The organism is Flavobacterium bizetiae (assembly GCF_902804475.1).
GTDB classification, from domain to species: domain Bacteria; phylum Bacteroidota; class Bacteroidia; order Flavobacteriales; family Flavobacteriaceae; genus Flavobacterium; species Flavobacterium bizetiae.
In genome coordinates this window covers 22,591-43,153 of the sequence record NZ_CADCSU010000065.1, presented here as the reverse complement: position 1 = coordinate 43,153, position 20,563 = coordinate 22,591, and the positions used below count along the sequence as shown (strand labels likewise).

Below are 20,563 nucleotides of genomic sequence, written 5' to 3'. Positions count from 1 at the left end.
CTGCTAAAAACCTTAGTAACTTAGTACCTCAGCACCTTAGAACCTCTTACTTATATGTCCCTACATAAGTCACAACTGACTTGGCCGGAATTTCAAAACCAGAAGCTTCAACAGCGATTCCTTTTTTCAAACTCAAAGTTTCAGAAGTCGTGTAAGGTGTTAATTTATTATCTGTTAAAGCGCCGCCTGAAAGATTCAGTTTATAGTCTTTCGCCGATTTGCCAACGTTTACTGCTACTACTACCAGTTTTTTTGTTGCTGCATCTTTATACGCAGTTACCATTACACCATTCACGGAAGTGGAATTATCAACACTAGGAATCTGAACTCTCACCATACCTGGCTTTACGAAAAAAGAGAAGTTTCCTAACGCCCAAAGTGTTTTGGAATCTCTTATATAACCGTCGTTTTTGCAATAATCAGCATTTCCGGCTCCGTTGCTTGAACCATCATCAACGTGAATTAAACCGTCTTTGTAATCTCCGCGACTAATAGCCGTCCACCATTGCCAGGACGAAACGCCACCAACAGCAATATCGGTACTAATGATACGGGCTGTCCAGAGTGCCAATTGCATTCCTAAATCTCTTCCGGCACCTGCTCCGCCTGGTAATTCAGAAGTTCCCGGGCTTTCTAAAACACAATATTCTGATGACCAAAGGCTCAGTCCCGCTACTGATTGCGTTCTTGCTGCCGCCAATTGTCTTGAATGTACCAACTCTGTCAAAGGCCACGCCTGCCAATAACTGTGCGCCGAAATGGTCTTTTTTACATTGCTTAATCCTGCAATACTTTTGGCCGAATTCACTCCAAAGAAATAATCGATTTGGTTAGATCTGTTTTCTTTACCTGAAATTGTTTTATACAAAGGCTCATAAGATCCTCCTTCTCCCACTACGATCTTAGCTTCAAGCCCTTTTGATTGTAATTTTGGCGACAAAACATTTACAAAACTGTAAATATTAGCATTGGTTGCCGGAGAACCTTCTTGTCCTGAACCGTCCCATTCGTATTGTGGCTCATTAAAGGGAGACACATAATCGATGGTTAAACCGTGTTCTTTTTTTAATTTATCTAAAGATGTTGTCCAGAAATCAGCCAATTCTGACCATTTGCTGTCTTTTATATTATAAAATTCTTTGATGCTTGCGTGCGCTTTTCCGTTTTGTGTTAAGTAAACCGGAGCACTATTGGCGAAAGCCAGTAATTTCTCTAAACCACGCTCTTTTGCTGCTTTCATAAACCAAACCTGACCTGCTTGTTTGTTCATGTTGTACGTAACTCCATCTGTGGTAAAACATTCTGTACGTCTCCATTCATCTGTAATATCACTTGCATCGCCTTGTTCAGCACTTCCTGAACCAAGGTTGAAACGCCATAATGATAATCCGATTCCTTTAGGATTTCCGTCTGTATCTAACTCTTTACTGAAAAGTAAATCGGCGATTTTATTTTTTTTATCCGAAGGCCAATTTTTACCTATAAAATTACTTTGCCAGGCATCAGAGGCTCCAAAGCCTTCCATCGTTTGAAGATTCGCATCCAGATTGATACTTAGCTCTGCAGTACCAGTTTCTGAATCTGAATTTCCGTTGTTTTCAGAATCGCAACTTACCATAAAAGAGTTTGCGAAAAGTAAGCCTGCACATAGCAGACTTACTTTATTGTTGTTGATTAATCTCATCTTAGTAATTAGGATTTTGAGTGATTAATCCGCCACTTAAGTCAATTTCGATTTGTGGTATTGGCCACAATAAGTGTTTCGCAGGATTAAAATTGATTCCTTTATCCTGAGGTTCTCTTAAATTGGTAGTTTCGTACGGATCTGTAGAATTCAGGTTGTACTGAACAAAAGTTCCGTTTGCTCCCATTAGAGATTCAATTACCGGTCTTCCTGTATTTGGATCTTTTTCACGACGAATATCATACAAACGCAATCCTTCGAAAGCCAATTCTAAACGACGCTCTTTGTAGATTTGTCTTAAAAGCGTTGGTCCTGATAATCCTGTTTTTGGATCTAATTTTACACGGGCTCTGATAATATTGATATCCCCTAAAGCGTCTCCACCAGTATGATAGTTGGCTTCTGCTCTTGTAAGATACATTTCGGCCAAACGAATCAACGGAATATTCAATGGTAAGTGACCATCTTTTTTATCTAATGCACGACGTGTTGCAATCGGGATGTAATATTTACGACAAATACGTCCTGATTTATTATCGTTTAAACTGAATTTGTGCGTTGGATTCAAAACCTCGTCTCCGTAAGCCGCTTCTCCCCATTTTGTAATGGTACTTCTGCGACGGATTACATCATTCTCTGACAGATAAGCATTCTCTAAATCGCTGGTTGGCATACACCATCCCCAACCGTCTAAAACGTCTCCGGCATCATTACTTGGGAAGTTTTTCTTGTCTTCACCTCTTGCTCCTGCCAAAGTTGGTAAAGCAGCACCAAGATTTTTATCCTGAACAGATGAAGTTTGTGCCTCTAGAATCGATTCTACTCCGTTATGGTTGTTTACATTCCAGATGTTTAAGAAATCTGCTTCAAGAGCAAAAGGTCCTTCTGTAATGACTTTGTTTGAGTATAATTTGGCTTCAGCCCATTTTTCCTGAAACAAAGAAACACGCGCCAATAATGCATAAGCTGCCCATTTGTTGATTCTTCCGTTTCTGGCTACAGGAGCACTTTCTAATTTTGCAGCAGATTCTTTAAGATCGGCTTCAATTTGCGCATAAACAGCTGCAACAGGACTGCGTTGTAAATTTAGATCTGAAGTTCCTAATACTTTTGTATATAAAGGAACTGCTCCATAAAGATTCACCAATTCGTAATAGCAATAAGCACGAACGAATAAAGATTCTCCCATATATTGATTTTTCAGCGCATCAGAAATTGGCGATGCTGCCATTTTCTCTAATCCAATATTGGCGGATTGAATGGTATAATAATGAGCGGTATAAGCACCATTCATATCTCCCATATTATCAGGTGTAATCAGGTATTGCGAAGCTGGTCTGTGTGCACTGTTATCCTGACCTGTATTACCCATCCAGGCATCATCAGTAGCCATTTCGTTGGTTACTCTTGGCGCTGTTAGTACCCACCAGTCTTTGGCAAGCAATAATCGCTGTGTTAGTTCATTAGCATAATTCTCACATTCCTGCGCAGTTTGAAAGTAGTTTTCTAAGGTTTGTTTACCTCTTTCGTCTTTTTCAATAAAATCGCTGCATGAAACTGCAATTAGAGAAAAAGCTAGTATTGATAATATCGTTTTTTTCATGTCGTTTTTTATTAAAATGCTACATTAAGCCCCATCAAAATAGTTGGCTGAACCGGATAGTTCCATCCTCCAAAACCTGCTCCTTTTACTCTGTCGCCTTTGTCAGGATCTCCTCCTGCAACTTCAGGATCAACACCATCGTACTTGGTCCATGTCCATAAATTTTGTCCTGATAATGAGATTCTCAATTTGTCTAAACCAAATTTGTTGTAGAATGAATATCCAACCTGAAGGTTTTTCATACGTACAAACGAACCATCTTCAACATATAAAGAAGAGAATTTGGTAAAGTTTTCGTTGTTATCATCTTTAGACAAACGAGGAACACGGTTTGAAGTTCCTTCGCCATGCCAAGCCATTTGCTCTAATCCGCTTACTTTGTTGGTTAAGCTTGCACCATTGTATAAATCCGAAATGTTTTCGTTTACGATTTCATTTCCAATACTTGAATAAAAATTGGCTACCAAATCAAATTGTTTGTAAGCAAAATTCAAGTTCAGACCTACGTTGTAATCCGCCCATGGAGAACCAATTTTTGTACGGTCTTTTTCGTCTATTTTTCCATCACCGTTTACATCTTTAAAACGAACATCGCCCACCTGAGCATACGGTTGTAATTTTGTTCCGTGCTCATCTGTATGCGAATTTAATTGTGTCTGATTTTGAAATAAACCATCGGCTACATATCCGTAAAAGAATCCAGGCTCTTCTCCTTTTATGGTTAGAGTTCTGTTTCCTGATCCGTAAAGTCTTTCTCCTTCAGATGATAGTGAAAGCATTTCTACGTTTACCGTTGTAAAAGTTACATCTACGCCATAAGAGAAATCCCCTTTTTTATCTTTATAAGAAACCAATAAATCAATACCGCTCGATTGCATAGAACCTACGTTTGACCAGATTTTTGAATTGTCAGGAAAACCACTATAAGTTGGAAATTGTTTCAGGAACAACATATCCTTGGTTTTCTTTTGATAATATTCAAGAGATCCTGATAATTTGTTTTTCCATAAACCAAAATCAAGTCCAAAACTCATATCTTCTACTGTTTCCCATTTAATGTCTTTATTTGCCATTGATGAAGGGAATGAAGTATCGCCCACTACATCGCCAATAGGATAAAATCCTTGCCCAATGTTTGATTGATAAACTGCTGTTGGTAAACCCTGATTTCCTACTTTACCCCAACCTGCTCTAAATCTTAAATCGCTTAAAACATCTTTTGTAGACTCCATAAATCCTTCGTTAAGAATTCTCCATGAAACAGATGCCGATGGGAAATTGGCCCATTTGTTATTCGTCATGAATTTCGAAGATCCGTCACGTCTGAATGTTCCAGTAAAGTAATATTTACTATCATAGTTATAAGAAAAACGAGAGATATACGACATCAAAGAACTTGACCAGCTGTTACCACCGCTATTACGGTTTTTGGTTGCAGCATTTAATTCTCTCATGGCATCAGTATTATTAGGCACGCCTTCTCCGTAACCCCAAAGGTCTTTACCATTGTACTCTTCCATCGTATTACCTACCATTAAAGAGAAATTATGCTTTTCTGCAAATGCTCTTGAATAGGTAATGGTATTTTGCCATGTCCAGTCCACATTTGTTGTATTCCATCTTTCGATCGTGTTGATCTCTGCTTTTTCGTGTGCAGCATCGATGATGAAATCCGGTGTAAATTTGCTTCTTACTTTATCTCCTACTTCTACAGAAGCCTGAGTACGAATTACTAAACCTTTTATTGGCGTATATTGTAAATACCCGTTTGTATTTAAGTTGTACTGATCTGTAAAATCATCATAACGTTTTACAGAGGCAACAGGATTCCAAACGTATGAAGGAGAGCGTGCAAAAATGCTGTATTCGTTTTCTAATCCTGTCAATTGATCTGCTGGTTTGTAAACAGGCGTAATAGGATCAATTTTATCAAAATCAGACCAGTTTCCTGGAGCTCCGTAAGTTTCATAACGAGGATTTAAAGTAATTCCGGCAGAAAATTTATCCGAAAATTTAAAATCGTTATTGATTCTCATCGTGATTCTTTCCCATCCACCTACTTCATAAATAGATTCTGAGTTATAGTAGTTTAAACTAATAGAATAGGTATGTTTGTCAGAACCTCCGCTTACTCCCAAAGAAGCATTTGTTACAGGCGCTCCGGATTTTATTCCTGCTTTCCACCAATCTGTTGTTTTCCCTTGATATTGCGACGGATTTGGCAAATAATCTGCATAACCTGAGTTGTTGTAGGCTTTGTTCATAATCGTAGCATAACCTACAGCATCTGCCATATTATAAGGGTTATTCATCATCTGAATCCCTGAACTTAAATCAAAATTGAATCTTGTCTGACCGCTTTTACCTTTTTTAGTCGTAATTAAGATAACTCCATTCGAAGCACGAGAACCGTAAATTGCACTCGCAGAAGCATCTTTTAAAACCTCCATAGATTCGATCTCGTTATTGCTTAAAAAGTTGATGCTCGTTCCCATTGGGATTCCGTCAACTACATAAAGCGGATCTGTGTTTAAGTTTACCGTAGAAATACCACGAATTAAAACCCTTGGCTGAGCGCCAGGACCACCCTGACCTGTAACCTGAACTCCGGCTACTTTACCCTGCAAAGATTCTGCAACGTTACCAACAGTCATGGTTTGCAATTCTTTTCCTTTTATAGAAGAAATTGAACTCGTTACATCACTCTTTTTTACAGCGGCATAACCTACCACTACAATCTCGTCTAATACCTGACTTGATTCTTCCAGAATAATATTGATAAGGGTTTGATCTCCCACCGTAACTGTTTTATTGGCAAAGCCAATGAACGAAAACTCGATCTGTGCATTTTTGTTTGGAACCGAAATCGCAAAATTTCCATCAAAATCTGTAGCGGCTGTACTCGTACTTCCTTTAATCATTAAGTTCACTCCCGGAATGGGCACATTGCCTTTATCCTTAACAGTTCCTTTTACTGTTATTTGACCAAATGTTGCAGCACTGCACAACATGGTGATAAACAACCATATAAATTTATATTTCATCTTAAGATATTTTTTTTATTAAATGCTATAAGTGAGATTATAACAACTATTTTTTTGTAACAAAAAGTCTTTCCAATTCGGTATCAAGAACTACTTTATACACTCCGGGAGCTGCTGGATATTTAGCATTTCCGTTTTCTCCAGGCGACATTGTAGCAACACCGTTTTTGATTAATCTCCATGATGGGCTCCACCATTGACCTGTAAAAGTGGCTTCCATTTGTCCTGTCAAAGTATACTCTCCTACCAATTGGTAAGGATTGTTTGGATTATTGGCTAAATGCAATCCTGTCTGAACCCAAGCCGTCCAGGTATCCCAGTCAGCACCTTGAATTCCGGATCCGCAAACGCTCACAAAAGGTTTTCTTTTTACTTCTTCGTCATGCCATAATCCATTAGCCACATCTGTCCAAACTTTGCTTGAAGGCGTGTATTTAGTTGCAGTATATTTTAAAGTATTCGGATTTACTTTGATTACATAATATCCTTTTGTAGGTAAGATAATTGGTGTTGAAGCCACGTCATCTACTAATTCTCCCGAAGTATTTAAACCAAAACAATGTGGAGCAAAATCTGATTCCTGTCCTAAGAAATAAATCTCTTTATTGTCTTTATCAGCATAATATTTAAACTCGAAATCTTGTCCGTTTTTATCATGAAAGTACATCGGAACTCCCACTGCGTCTGTTGTAAGGTTGGTACCTTTTGGCTGATCGCATAAATAAATGGCCGGATACTCATTGGTAGCCACAACATTTACATTTAATGTTCCGGTATTTGGGATCACAAATTTATCTTTTGCTGTAATCGTTAAAACATAATTATCCGCCGTTACCGGTAATGTATAGGTTTTATTGAAAGTGTACGATTGTGGTGATCCTGTTAATTGAACTGTTTCGTCGATACCCAATGCAGCACACTGAATTTGAATATAATCGATTCCTGAATCGTCGTTCACCACAAAATTTACGGGCATCTGATTACTTGTCGACAATAAAATAACTGCTCCTTCTTTTGGAGTAATCATTGTTATTGATGGCGCAGTAAATTCTCCGTCAAGACGTAAGTTGATATCTTCGTCGATTGCGTTTCCTGAAACATCAGTAATGGTTAGTTTTATTTTGAAAGCTTCAGAGGTTCCTCTATTGGATGGAACTTCGAAAAAATAACTTAAGTCGTATGATTTAAGTAAAGGATCTGTTGCAAAAGCAATGACTTTGTCTAGTGATAATTCCGGAATTTGAATTCTCACGCTTTTTAATCCCAAATCGTCAGCCAGAGCGGCTTTAATTTCAAATTTCCTGCTCGGTGCTCCGTAAATTTCTTTTGTTGATACTACAACAGTAGGATTGTCAGAGCTTGGAAAATCAGATTCGTTATTTTGACATCCGGTAAAAAGGACAGCAAAAACAGCAAGAAAAAATAAAAATACATTTTTTTTCATTTTTTGATTTTTAAGGTTAGGTTAGTTAGTTTATTGTAAAGTGATAATCGAAATAAATCGTGTAGGTTAATTGGTGAGGATATTGTTGCCGCTATTTTTTTAGGGGAAAAACAACAGAACAAATTTCATTATAGGATTGTTTTCATATTGGTGAGTTTGGTTAATTGTTTATAGTTAGAAAATTGGTCAATTAGTAAATGTGATAATTAGAAAATTTGTCAATTAGATAATTTGATAATTGAAAACTGTGCTTTATTTAATTCGAAAATTTGGAAACTGTAATCATTATCTAATTTTCTAATTGAAAAACTCTTTATTTTACCCCGCAGCTTTTACTGCGGGTTTGATAAGTAACATGTAAAACCAACTCTTACTACCTTATTTTTAAAGAAGGCTCAATTCTTTAAATAGATCAAAAACTTATCGTAAAATAAACACTTATAGTATACACAGTAATTCAACTAACAGATTACTATAAGTGCAAAGAAATGTATTATAGAGACTTTCAAGGAGGGGTAAAATGGAAAAAAAAGGAGGTCAAAATTGCAATTAACTATTATTTTGGATTAAAATTTAAGGAGTATTAAAAAATACCAGTCTATTTTTGAATTATATGTAATTACCAAATAAAACACTCTTTTCCGGCTAAAACGTTTGCGTTTTCTATTTAAGAATACTTCACAAAGAATACACACTTGATTTGTTATTTAGATTTATAGGATAAAAATATTTTTCAGGAGCTAATCCCGCTATCCGTTCCACCCGAGCGATAGCGAACTGACGAAGTAATCTTTTGTGCCGAACACCGGCACAAAAGTATTTCCTCTTCTATCGGGGCTAGGACAATCATTTTCATAACAATGTTATGGTGTAGTTTGTCATCCTGAACGAAGGATCAAACTAGAAACTCCGCGAAGAAAATCGTCAATCTTTATCGAGTTACTATTGTGATTTGCTTCGCCTGTTAGCTATCGCTCAAGTCTCCCTTCGGTCGAAATGACAAACTGAACTTGAGACATCTGAATAATTACCAAGTCTAAAATCTATTTAATAACATTAAGATCTGAGTTAAATGAGCTCTTGTATTTTTTGATGTATTCTGAAGGTGTCATCCCGAAGAGTTTTACAAATTGCTGTCTGAAATACTTAGGATCTTCAAAACCTACTTCGGCACTTGCCTGCGTAATATTGATATCTTCTGTAAGCATAAGCATTGCCGCCCGCCTGATTCTTACCGAACGTATAAATGCATTTAATGTCTGCCCGGAAATAATTTTAATTTTGGTGTACAATGTTCGATGACTCATTCCCATTTCCAGGGCAAAGTTTTTTATTGTAAAATCTCTTTTATGAATGTTGGCTTCTACAATATCGATGCATTTTTTAAGGATTTCCTGGTATTCCTGCGGCACTTTTTGAGTGTTCTCTTTAAGGGTAATGCTGTCGAGGAAATAGGTTCGCAAATTGTTACGGTTACGCAATAACGAATCTACACGCGCGACCAATATATCATCATCAAATGGTTTGGTAATATAATCATCTGCTCCGTCATTGATACCCTGAAGATGTGTTTCAGGATTTTTTGAAGCCGTTAATAGAATGACCGGAATATGAGATAAGGCGTTATTTTCTTTAATTTTTCGGCACAGTTCCAGACCATCCATTTCCTCCATGGTAATGTCGCTGATGACCAAATCCGGCATGTGTTTTTTGGTTAGTTTTAAACCTTCTTCGCCATTCTCTGCGCTGTATACGATATAAGATTCTGAGAATAATTTGATCAGATAGGCTCTTATTTCGGCATTATCATCAATAATCAGAACGGTGCGTTTATCAGTCAGCATAATTTTTTGGAAATCGCTTTCTGAAACCGAAGCATTCAAAGCCTGATTTTCTTCGCTGTCGTCTATAATAAGTTCATCAAACAACTGGCTTCTTTGCGGGATTTCGTTTGTAATTTCGACATTATCAAAATGACTGTCTCCTTTTAGAAAAGTTAGCTTAAAGGTACTTCCTTTGCCTATTTCACTGGTACAGCTTACGGTTCCTTTGTGTTTGTCTACAAAATATTTTACAATATAAAGTCCGATTCCGAAACCGGTTCCTATGGATACTTTAGATTTTACCTGTTTGAATTTCTCGAATATGACATCAATATCTTTTGTATCGATTCCGTCTCCGCTATCTGAAATTTCTAACTGAACTTCTTCATCGTTTTCTGTTAGTTTAAGATTGATTTCTCCGCCAATTGGTGTGTATTTGAACGCATTTGACATGAGATTGAACAACGAAATTTCGATTTTCTCGTAATCGCCAATAATGACAATTTCATGATCCGGAATTAGAAAGTTATACCGAATGCTTTTGTCTTTTGCCTGGTTGACAAAACATTGGTAGACTTCGTTGCAAAGATTATTGACATTGATAGGCGATAATCTGAGTGAATCGGCATCATTTTCGGCTTTCCTGAAAAGCAATAACTGATCGACCAGACTTAAAAGCCTTCTGGCGTTGCGATGCGCAATGGCCAAATCACTTCCCGAAGATCCGTTTTGTACGCTTTCTTTCTGAACTGCTTTTTTCAACGGATTTATAATCAGCGAAAGCGGTGTTCTAAATTCATGCGAGATATAGGTAAACATTGACGATTGCTTCTCGGCAACTTCTTTTTCTTTCTTGCTTTCTAACTCAGCAATTTTGACTTTATATTTGAGTTTTTCTTTGTTTTTACTGTATTGTAAATAGGCAAAAATAGCGCCGATACCTGCCAGTACATACAATAAATACGCCCACCAGGTTCTGTACCACGGTGGCAAAACTTCAATGGTAATCAGGCTTACTTCTTTGTTCCAGCCTCCTTTAAAATTGGTGGTTTTTACTTTAAAAATGTATTTCCCTTCAGTCAAACGGGCATAATTGGCTTTTCGGGCCTGACCCACATAATTCCATTGCTCATCCCAGCCTTCTAAATAATACGCATAATTTATTTTGTCGGCATTATTATAATCTAAAGCAACAAACTCGAGTGATAAAGTGGTTTGATCGTAAGGCAGGCTTACTTGTTTTATTTTTCCGCCATCCCATTCTAATTCGTTTTGACTTTCTTCGATAGGCAAATTGTTAACGTAAAAATCAGATAACAATAAGTTATTCTTTTGATTGAATCCTTTTATGGCTTCGGGGAAAAAGGCATTGAAACCGTTTATTCCTCCAAACAAAAATTCTCCCGTAGATAATTTTAGTCCGGCATTAAAACTAAACTGATTGCTTTGTAAACCATCATTTACAGAGAAATTACGGAATGTTTTTCGTTTTTTATCGTATCTGCAAATACCATTATAGGTACTCATCCAGAGGTTTCCTTCGTTATCTTCGAGCAATCGTAAAACGGTATTTGAAGGCAAACCATCGTCTGTGGTTAATCGTTTGAAAGTGTTTGTTTTTCGATCAAATAACAATAATCCGCCTTCCTGAGTTCCTAACCAAAGGTTTTTATCCTTGTCTTCGTGGATGCATCTTACGGGATTTCCGATCGTAATTTTATTGATTTTTCGGGTATTTTTTTCAATAGAAAATAATGAGGTATAATTTCCTGCCCAAAGCTTTCCGTCGCTGGTTTCGGTCATGCATTGCAAATTTGTAACCGAAGGATCAAAAAGTGTGAAGCTGTTTTTTGCTCTGTCAAGAAAATACAAAGCGCCTTCATTGGTACCGCTTGCCCAGATATTGGCTTTTGAATCTTTGTAGACAAACCAAATGTTTTTCTCTATTTGTTTCGTGTACGGGTTATAACAGGTATATGGTGTAACGGTATTGTTTTTGGGATTAATTTTATTTACGCCTCCGGCCCAGGTCGAAAGCCAGATTTCGTTGTTATTATCGCGCAGAATTCCAGTGATAAATTTGCTTGAAAGTTTGTTGCTGTAATTGGTATAGGAATTATTTTTGCGGTTCCAATATTTTAGTCCGGCGCCGTCTGTACCCACCCAGACATTGTTTTTTTCGTCTTCACAAAAAGACAGGATAAAATTCTCTACAAGATCTTTTGAATTGTATTTGATGCTTTTAAAGTATTTGGGCGTATTGCTGAGCATACTGATTCCGCCACGAAGGGAACCAAACCATTTGTTGCCGGATTTATCTTCGTATAAACTCCAAACCGAATTACTTTTAGCAACCTGATTTTCTTTTATCGCATTTGCCGGAATGGCTTTTTTGCTGTTACCAACGACTTTATAAATTCCGGAACCGTCTGTGGTGATCCATATCTCATTTTTTTTATCTAAAAGAAGGTCTGTAACACTGCTTTTGGTCGTAAAATAATTTTCAGACAACGAACCTGACTTGGTATTGAAGAGAAACAAACCTTCATCTGTTCCTAGTAATAAATTCCCATCGGCGGCCAGTTTCATTGCTTTGACTTCTATCGACAGAGGAAAAACAACTTTTAGATTTTTAGAAGCATAACTATAACTGCACACACCTACATTCCTGATATACACCCACGAATGATTGTTTTTTTTATCGTCCTGAATGGCAATCGCGTCATAATTATTAACGGTGATTCTGTTTCCGGGAACGTTTAACGCAATATGTTTCCCTGTAAAAGAACCTTTTTCGAACGCAATTAAACCTAAATTTTGAGAAGCCACTAAAACCAAATCATCAGAAACGGATCGCATCTGGTGAATAATATCTTTCAGGGTTTCAGGCTTTTTACCCGAAACGGCATATTGTACAGCATGAAATGTTGCAGTGGTTTTATTGTAAATACAAATTCCGTTGGAACCTCCTACCCAAATATTTTTTTTGGAATCTCCCTCAATATTGTAAATGGTATTGAACAACAATGATTTTTTATCGTTGATTCGGTTTCGGAATACTTTAAAATTATACCCATCGTAACGATTGAGTCCGTCGTAGGTACCAAACCACATATATCCATCGCTATCCTGAAAAATGGTGGTAATCGAATTATTAGACAATCCATCAGAGATATCAAGAAATTTTACAGGATTGTCCTGCGAATACATCAGCGGAGAAAAACCAAATAATAGGATGAAAAGTAGCGCTAAATACTTCAAAATAAAAAATGTTTTTAGATTTTGTGTAAATAGTACAATTATAAGCTAATTTTATAGATATTTCATAAAAACAATGTTACAAAAATCACTTTCAGCCCAATGTTTATAGGATTTTACCCTATTATTGATTTTTAATAAACTAATCCCTACGTGAAAAAAGTTAATGCCATGAATGCAGTAAGACATAAAGATTTTTAATTGGTTAGCGCTTAAAAAGTTAATGCCACTAAGACACAAAGGCACTAAACTTTTCTTTTGCTTTTTTTAATTTATAGCCACAGATTAAAGGATTAAAAAGATTTTTTAAATCTGCTTAAATCTTTTAAATCTGCGTGAAACAAAAACTTAGTGTCTTAGCGCCTTCATGGCAAAATATACTTTGTGCTAAATTCTAGCCGCATTTAGATGAACCGCAATCACTACAAGTAAGGCAGCCTTCCTGATAAATAAGGTTCTCTGAGTTGCAATTGCTGCATTTTTGTCCGCGTACTTCGGTTCCGTCTACAATGTAGCGTTTCAGGGCACGCGTTACACCATTTTTCCAGGTATTTATAGATTCGCTATCTAGTTGTAAACTGCTAATTAAATCTACCACTTTATCAATTGGCATTCCGTGTCTCAGAGTACTTGAAATTAGTTTGGCGTAATTCCAGTATTCCGGATTGAATTTATGCGAAAGTCCTTCAATAGTGGTTTTATACCCTCTTGTATTTTTGTATTGAAAGTCATAACGGGTATTTCCATCTTCGTTTTTATTCTTGATAATCAAGCCTTCAGATACCCAACGCGGAATCAAAATTCCATCTTCATCATCTACTAAACCGGTAAAAATTTCATACGGTTTGCCATCTAATAATCCGATAAAAGCTATCCATTTGTCTTTACTGTTCTGAAAACGAACGACATCAGCTTCTAAAACCTGTGGACGTTTGGTGGTAAAAGTACTTGACGGAGTTTCTGCAACTTCTTCCTTTTTTTCTGTATTCGAAATTAAAACACCTGAACGCGAACCATCACGATATACGGTAACACCTTTACAGCCGGCTTCCCAGGCTTCCATGTACAATTTATTCACCATTTCTTCAGGTGTATCATTGGGTACATTAATGGTTACAGAAATAGAGTGATCGACCCATTTCTGGATTTTCCCCTGCATTTTTACTTTATTTAACCAATCGATATCATTACTGGTCGCTTTGTAATAAGGCGATTTCTCTACCAACAGATCAATTTCTTGCTGACTGTAGTTTTTAGAAGTATCATATCCGTTAGTCAGCATCCATTCTTTAAATCGGTGATGAAACACAACGTATTCTTCCCAACTATCACCTAACTCATCAACAAAATCAACTCTTGCGTCTTTATCATTTGGATTTACTTTTCTGCGGCGTTTATAAACCGGAAGAAAAACAGGCTCAATACCTGATGTTGTTTGGGTCATTAAACTGGTCGTTCCGGTTGGTGCGATGGTTAATAATGCAATATTACGACGTCCGTATTTTTGCATTTCCTGATACAATTCATTGTCGGCTTTTTTTAATCGAAGTAAAAATGGGTTATTTTTTTCTCTTTTAGCATCATAAATAGCAAACATTCCGCGTTCTTTGGCCAGATTTACTGATCCGCGGTAGGCTTCTATGGCAAGCGTTTGGTGTATTTTTTCGGCAAATAAAACGCCTTCTTCGCTTCCGTAACGCAATCCTAGTGCGGCCAGCATATCGCCTTCAGCAGTGATTCCAATTCCGGTACGACGTCCTTCATTGGCTTTATGCTTGATATTTAACCAAAGATTTTTTTCGACCAATTTTACTTCATCGCTTTCCGGATCCTGACTGATTTTTTCTAAAATCGCATCAATTTTCTCTAATTCAAGATCAATGATATCATCCATCATTCTTTGAGCGGCAGCAACATGTTTTTTGAATAGTTCAAAATCAAAAGTAGCATTTTCTGTAAACGGATTATTTACATAAGATAACAGGTTTATGGCTAACAAACGGCAGGAATCATAGGCACAAAGCGGGATTTCGCCACAAGGGTTTGTCGATAAGGTTTTGTAGCCCAAATCAGCATAACAATCCGGCAAAGATTCGTTGATAATGGTATCCCAGAATAAAATTCCCGGTTCTGCTGATTTCCATGCATTGTGAATGATTTTATCCCAAAGTTCTTTTGCTTTTATCACTTTAGAATATAAAGGTTTATCGCTAAAAATGGGATATTTCTGTTCGTATAAAGCATCGGCTTTTACGGCATTCATAAACAAATCGTCTATTCGTACAGAAACATTGGCTCCGGTAACTTTTCCCTGCTCCATTTTAGCATCAATAAAATCAGCGGCATCAGGGTGATTTACAGAAACAGAAAGCATCAAAGCGCCACGACGGCCATCCTGAGCAACTTCGCGGGTTGAATTTGAATAACGCTCCATAAAAGGAACTAATCCTGTAGAGGTCAACGCTGAGTTTTTAACCGGAGAACCTTTTGGACGTACGTGAGACAAATCGTGCCCTACTCCGCCTCTTCGTTTCATAAGCTGTACTTGTTCCTGATCAGTTTTCATGATTCCGCCATAGGAATCTGAATTATCATTACCAATCACAAAACAATTGGATAATGATGCAACCTGAAACGGATTTCCGATTCCCGTCATTGGACTTCCCTGAGGCACGAGATATTTAAAGTCTTTGATCAGGTCAAAAACTTCTCTTTCGCTCATAGGATTTGCATATCGGCTTTCGATTCGCGCTATTTCTGACGCGATACGATGGTGCATATCGTTGGGGGATTTTTCAAAAATATTACCTTGAGAATCTTTAAGAGCATACTTGCTTACCCAAACTGTTGCGGCCAGACTATCTCCTTTAAAATATTCTAAAGAAGCCTGAATTGCTTCATCCTGACTATAAATAGTAGTGTTGTTTTTTGTAGCTGTGATTTCATCCATGATTATGATATTTTTGACATTTTTTGTGAGTGGTAAAATTAGAACCAAATAAACTCTAAAAAAAATCAAAGCAAAAAAGTTCCCAAAAAACAACTATTATTTATTTGATTATAAATACATTAAAAATTTATAAACATCGAAAAGTTAACAAATAAATACATTTTTAGACCATAAAAAAGAGAAAACATGACAATAATCATTGAATGATAATAATCACGAAAATGCGTTAAATAAAAATACAAAACGATAATTTTTCTTACTTATTTTCAATGATTGATTTTTAATTAAGGGTTTTTAAAACTTCTGATTTTTATAATCGTTTTATGCTGCTATTAATACTAAAAAAAAACTTCAGGAAATTTACCTGAAGACTTTTTTATTTAGTGTTTTAAAGATCAATTATCATCAATTTCCTTTTACTCTTTTCTAAAATACTTCTCCATGCAACCATTATTAATGCTAAAAATCCAAAAAACATTCCAGCCCAAGGAATATTGTTAATTGTACTGTGAGAAATTATCCAACCTCCGGCAGCTGTACCTAGAAATACGCCCAAATTACCAAAAGAAGTAGCCAGACTATTCGCAAATTCTAACGATTTTGGTGCTGCTGAAATCATATACGCTGAAGCGTTTAAAAAACAAGGTGCATAAAAAAATCCCCAAATTATGATTACAATTATAGTAATCCAGATATTATCTCCTGAATACATCAATATTAAAGGAATAATCACGGTTCCTGAGAGGAAAAAAGCTACTGTTTTGGTGATACTTTTCGTTAGCATTTTCCCGGAAAGCCAATTAGAAAAAACTCCAACAACACCAAATAAAAGTAGCATATAACTAACCGTTGCCATGTCTAACTTTCTAGTTCGTCCTAAATAATCAGCAAAATAACTGTAGGTAGAAAACCAGGATGCAATCATAAAAAAGTTCATTGCTGTACTTAAAATAAAGGAACTATCTTTTAAAATCTTAATCTGACTTCCGTATGATTTTTTTTCGGGTACATCTCTGGATGGCATTATTTTAAAAATAGCAATTAAGGCCACAGCACTTACTATTGTCTGAACATAAAATGAAGACTGCCAGCTAAAAAGACTGGATAAATAGGTTGCAAAAGGTACGGTTGTAACCATTGCCAATGCAATTCCGCCAAGAACAATCCCCATTAATTGATTTTCCTCACTCTTTTTTCCTGAAGCTACCGCTGCCGAAATTGCGGTTGCTATGTAAACGGGCTGTAAAAATGCCGGCAACATTCGAACAATCATTAAAAGCCAAAAAGGCGGAGAAAATGCCGAAACAACAGTCGAAAACAAAAAGATAAAAATAGTGGTGAGCATTATTTTTTTTCGATCAAAACCTGAAGAAAGCAACAAAGTAATAAATGGACCTGTACATGCAATAACCAATGCAAATGCACTTAAAAGATAAGCTGCTTTGTCTATCGTTATTTTATAATATAAAGCAATTTGGGGTAAAATACCAATAATCCCAAATTCTGTTGTGATGATCCCAATCATTCCAAGACATCCCACGTATGCAATTTGTTTATTTAACTTCATTACTATCTAAATTTAGTGATGAATAAATGGCATTTTTGATGGTTTGTCCCTGACTGGGTATTTCGGTGAGTGCTATTGCCCTAATAAGTAACGACGAGTATTTAAACATATTTTAAAAATTTTGAATTAGAATTGTAAAATTACTATGAGTGCCCTATTTTTGCACTATACACATCCAATTGTGTGGTACTAACAAAAAAGTAAGTAATGGCAAAAAGAAAAGAAACATCTACCAATTCAGAAAATAGAAATTATTTTGCAACCTGCGATCTTACTTATGCTGTTTGCCTTATTGGTGGTCGCTGGAAACTATTAATACTTTGCAAGCTTGAAAATGGAAAACTTAGATTTGGAGAATTAAGAGACCAAATTTGCAACATTACAGAGCGTATGCTGACCTTGCAATTACGCGAACTGGAACGTGATGGAATGGTAAAAAGAACTGTTTATGCCGAAGTACCGCCCAGAGTAGAATATGAGCTTACTGAGATCAGTCAAAAATTAATACCTATTTGGGAACAACTTAGTAAATGGGGAGGAAAACATAAAGAAACTATGTCGCAAAAAAGTGTCGTAGAAACAGAAAAACTAACCGAAATAATATAAATCATTTTTAAGCAAAAAACCACTCCAAATAAGGAGTGGTTTTTATTTTTAATGTTCTTCAAAAAACAATTAAAAGACTAAAAAATTATGAAACTTTAGTCATTAAATTTTCAATTTTAGAATTCGAAATTTCAGGATTAGCGCCAGGTGCTTCTGCTACCAAAGCTCCAATTGCACAGGCAAAATCTATGGCTGTCTGCGGTTCTTTTCCGGTAAGTAAAGAAGTGGTTAATGCGGCCAGAAAGGAGTCACCTGCTCCTACTGTATCGGCTACTTCGACAGGATAACCTCCGTTTTCATACAGTTTTCCTTCCCACATTAATAATGCACCGTGTTTGCCTTTGGTGACACACATTGCGGTAACATTTGTTTTTTCTGCCATAAAGTGCATGTTCTCTTCTAAACCGGTAAAAGGTGAATGCATAGCTTCGGCAATTTCCAGTAATTCTTCATCATTAAATTTTATAAAATTAGCGGAATGCATTAATTGTTCTAAAATTTCATACGAGTAATGTGGCTTTCTTAAATTCACATCAAAAACCTTATATACTTTTGTCTGTAAGAGTTCTTCAAGGGATTTTCTTGATACTTCGTCTCTGCAAACCAAACTTCCGTAAATTAAAACATCAGCATCGGCAACTATTTTTTTAGCAAAATCGTTTAATACAATTTTATCCCAGGCTGATGGGTAATTGATTTCGTAAGTTGCAGAACCACGCTCGTTTAATGTTACATTCACCAATCCGGTTGGGAAATTTTGAGACTGCATAATCGCATCGGTTTCAAGTCCGAGACTTTTAACCTGACTGATAATTGCTTCTCCGTCGGTATCATTTCCCACGCAGCTAATCATGGCGACATCGCACCCTAATGTTTTCATACGTAAAGCTACATTAAGAGGCGCTCCGCCAATCTTTTTTTCGTTATCAAAAACATCCCAAAGTACTTCTCCGTAGGCTACAGCTTTAAGGTTTTTTCCGTTATTCATTCTAAAACTATTTTATATTAATGTTATTCCGGTTGTATAATCTGAAGATTCGAAATACTACTATTTTGTCCTTCAGCAATTAACCCCCATTTATTTTTGTCTCTTCCGTAGATTCTATTTGTTAAAGCCACTTTTCCGTTGATGTACATTACCACTACACTTCCTTCTGCAATTATTTCAACTTCGTATTTTGTATTGGTTTGCAACTTAAATGGTATTGCGGTCACTTCCTGCGACGCTGAATTATATCCTGAAATTTTAGCTTTTGCAATATCCAAAACAATCTTGTAATAAGCCCCGCTTTCGTTGGTATGAAAAACAAATCCCGAAGTACCATTTGTACCCGATAAAGTGACCTCTGCTTTTATCTTTACTTTTTTACCTATAGTTTTAAACGTTACTAAAGCTTTATTTGTTGCCCCTGACAAGGTATAGTTTCCTGATGTTGTCGTTACATCTCCTGAAGTTGCATCAATTTCAGGTGTTATTTTTTTAGAAAATAAATCCTTAACCTTTTGCGGCGACTGAGTTCCTAAGGTTCCATCAGCCTTTTGTGTCAGCTCATGAATTACCATATTTCCTGCCCAGTCTTTATTTCCTAAATCATTTTCAGGTGTTTTTCTGGCATTCCATCCAAAAACATATCTTTTATTTCCGTCAGAAGCTGTTTTTCCGGCATAAAAATATTCCCCATCGATCCTGTCAATTTCCGGCGTTGTCCACGGTCCGTTGATAGAAGTCGACATTTTATAATGTGTTCCTTTGTTAGCGCTCCAATTTTCAGAAAAAACCAAATACCAGTAACTTCCCATTTTAAAAATATCGGCACATTCCATCATCAGGTAATTTTCCTGCGGTGTTGTGGTGTAAATTGGCGCCTGAACATCCCACTTTCCTGAAACGGGATCAGCACTTGTAAAATGCAGCAAAACTGCTTTTCGGCCCGGTTCTGTTTGTGTACTTACCAACATCGAATATTTTTTAAGTTCGTCGTTGTAAAATACATGCGGATCTCTAAAATCGTAATTGTAATATCCAGCTGGTGCTGTGATTTTAAATGAAGGTACTTTTTTCCAGTTTTTTAAATCAGAACTTGTTGCGCACAAAACGCTTTCTCTGGCGTTTGACTGTATAAAAGCGGGCGTTTCGTTATGCCCTGTATAATAAAAGTAATAAATATTACCCACTTTTACAACTGATCCTGTGCCAATGGCAAAATCAGGATCAGCAGTTGTGCCAAATGGTATCGTTTGACCTTCGTAGGTAAAATGAGCCAAATCTGTACTTAAATATTCATGAATATCATGAAATCCTTTTCCGGCAGGTTTATTTTGTGCGTCGTGCAGAAAGTAAATATGAAATTTTCCGTTGTCGAAAAAAGGCATGATATCTCCTGTATAACCCGCGCTGTAATACGGATCATTAGCCCCCATCCATTGCGAAGGTGGAACAGGAAAAATACTTGCTATCTCGCTATTACCTCCTGAAATTGAACCTCCTATATAATGATCGTCCTGACTGCAAGAGACAAGCGAAAAGAAGATACAAACTGTGGTTATTATATTGCTGTATTTCATTTTTTTTGGAATTGAAAAT

At 36.5% G+C, this 20,563-nt stretch carries 10 protein-coding genes; 1 reads left to right on the top strand and 9 read right to left on the bottom strand.

Annotated features, from left to right (window positions below):
- Positions 1 to 46 precede the first annotated feature (46 nt).
- From FLACOL7796_RS06940 to FLACOL7796_RS06910, 7 genes are all read right to left on the bottom strand, one after another.
- Positions 47 to 1,684, bottom strand: coding sequence for a glycoside hydrolase (locus FLACOL7796_RS06940; protein ID WP_173970085.1), 1,638 nt, complete (start codon positions 1,682 to 1,684; stop codon positions 47 to 49).
- Between the two features lies 1 nt (position 1,685).
- Positions 1,686 to 3,287 (bottom strand): RagB/SusD family nutrient uptake outer membrane protein, encoded by a 1,602-nt coding sequence (locus FLACOL7796_RS06935; protein ID WP_173970084.1) that lies wholly within the window; start codon positions 3,285 to 3,287, stop codon positions 1,686 to 1,688.
- Between the two features lie 11 nt (positions 3,288 to 3,298).
- Positions 3,299 to 6,331, bottom strand: a complete 3,033-nt coding sequence (locus tag FLACOL7796_RS06930) for a SusC/RagA family TonB-linked outer membrane protein (RefSeq protein WP_173970083.1) — start codon at positions 6,329 to 6,331, stop codon at positions 3,299 to 3,301.
- A 46-nt stretch (positions 6,332 to 6,377) separates the two neighbouring features.
- A complete protein-coding gene (locus FLACOL7796_RS06925; protein WP_173970082.1) occupies positions 6,378 to 7,775 on the bottom strand; it encodes a hypothetical protein in 1,398 nt (465 codons plus the stop codon).
- Positions 7,776 to 8,818: 1,043 nt separating this feature from the next.
- A complete protein-coding gene (locus FLACOL7796_RS06920) occupies positions 8,819 to 12,859 on the bottom strand; it encodes a hybrid sensor histidine kinase/response regulator transcription factor (protein ID WP_232067310.1) in 4,041 nt (1,346 codons plus the stop codon).
- Positions 12,860 to 13,250: 391 nt separating this feature from the next.
- Entirely contained in the window at positions 13,251 to 15,806 is a 2,556-nt protein-coding gene (locus FLACOL7796_RS06915) for an adenosylcobalamin-dependent ribonucleoside-diphosphate reductase (protein WP_173970081.1), read from the bottom strand.
- Positions 15,807 to 16,194: 388 nt separating this feature from the next.
- The gene (locus FLACOL7796_RS06910; RefSeq protein ID WP_173970080.1) at positions 16,195 to 17,373 is read right to left on the bottom strand and encodes an MFS transporter; all 1,179 of its coding nucleotides are present in this window, start codon (positions 17,371 to 17,373) and stop codon (positions 16,195 to 16,197) included.
- Positions 17,374 to 17,580: 207 nt separating this feature from the next.
- Here FLACOL7796_RS06910 and FLACOL7796_RS06905 point away from each other — a divergent pair, with 207 nt between their 5' ends.
- Complete coding sequence (locus tag FLACOL7796_RS06905; protein ID WP_173970079.1) at positions 17,581 to 17,979, top strand: winged helix-turn-helix transcriptional regulator; 399 nt, start codon at positions 17,581 to 17,583, stop codon at positions 17,977 to 17,979.
- 85 nt (positions 17,980 to 18,064) lie between these two features.
- On the opposite strand, the gene FLACOL7796_RS06900 is transcribed toward FLACOL7796_RS06905, so the two are convergent.
- Complete coding sequence (locus FLACOL7796_RS06900; protein ID WP_173970078.1) at positions 18,065 to 18,967, bottom strand: carbohydrate kinase family protein; 903 nt, start codon at positions 18,965 to 18,967, stop codon at positions 18,065 to 18,067.
- Between the two features lie 23 nt (positions 18,968 to 18,990).
- On the bottom strand, positions 18,991 to 20,544 hold the full coding sequence (locus tag FLACOL7796_RS06895; protein WP_173970077.1) for a glycoside hydrolase family 32 protein: 1,554 nt from the start codon (positions 20,542 to 20,544) through the stop codon (positions 18,991 to 18,993).
- Positions 20,545 to 20,563: the final 19 nt, after the last annotated feature.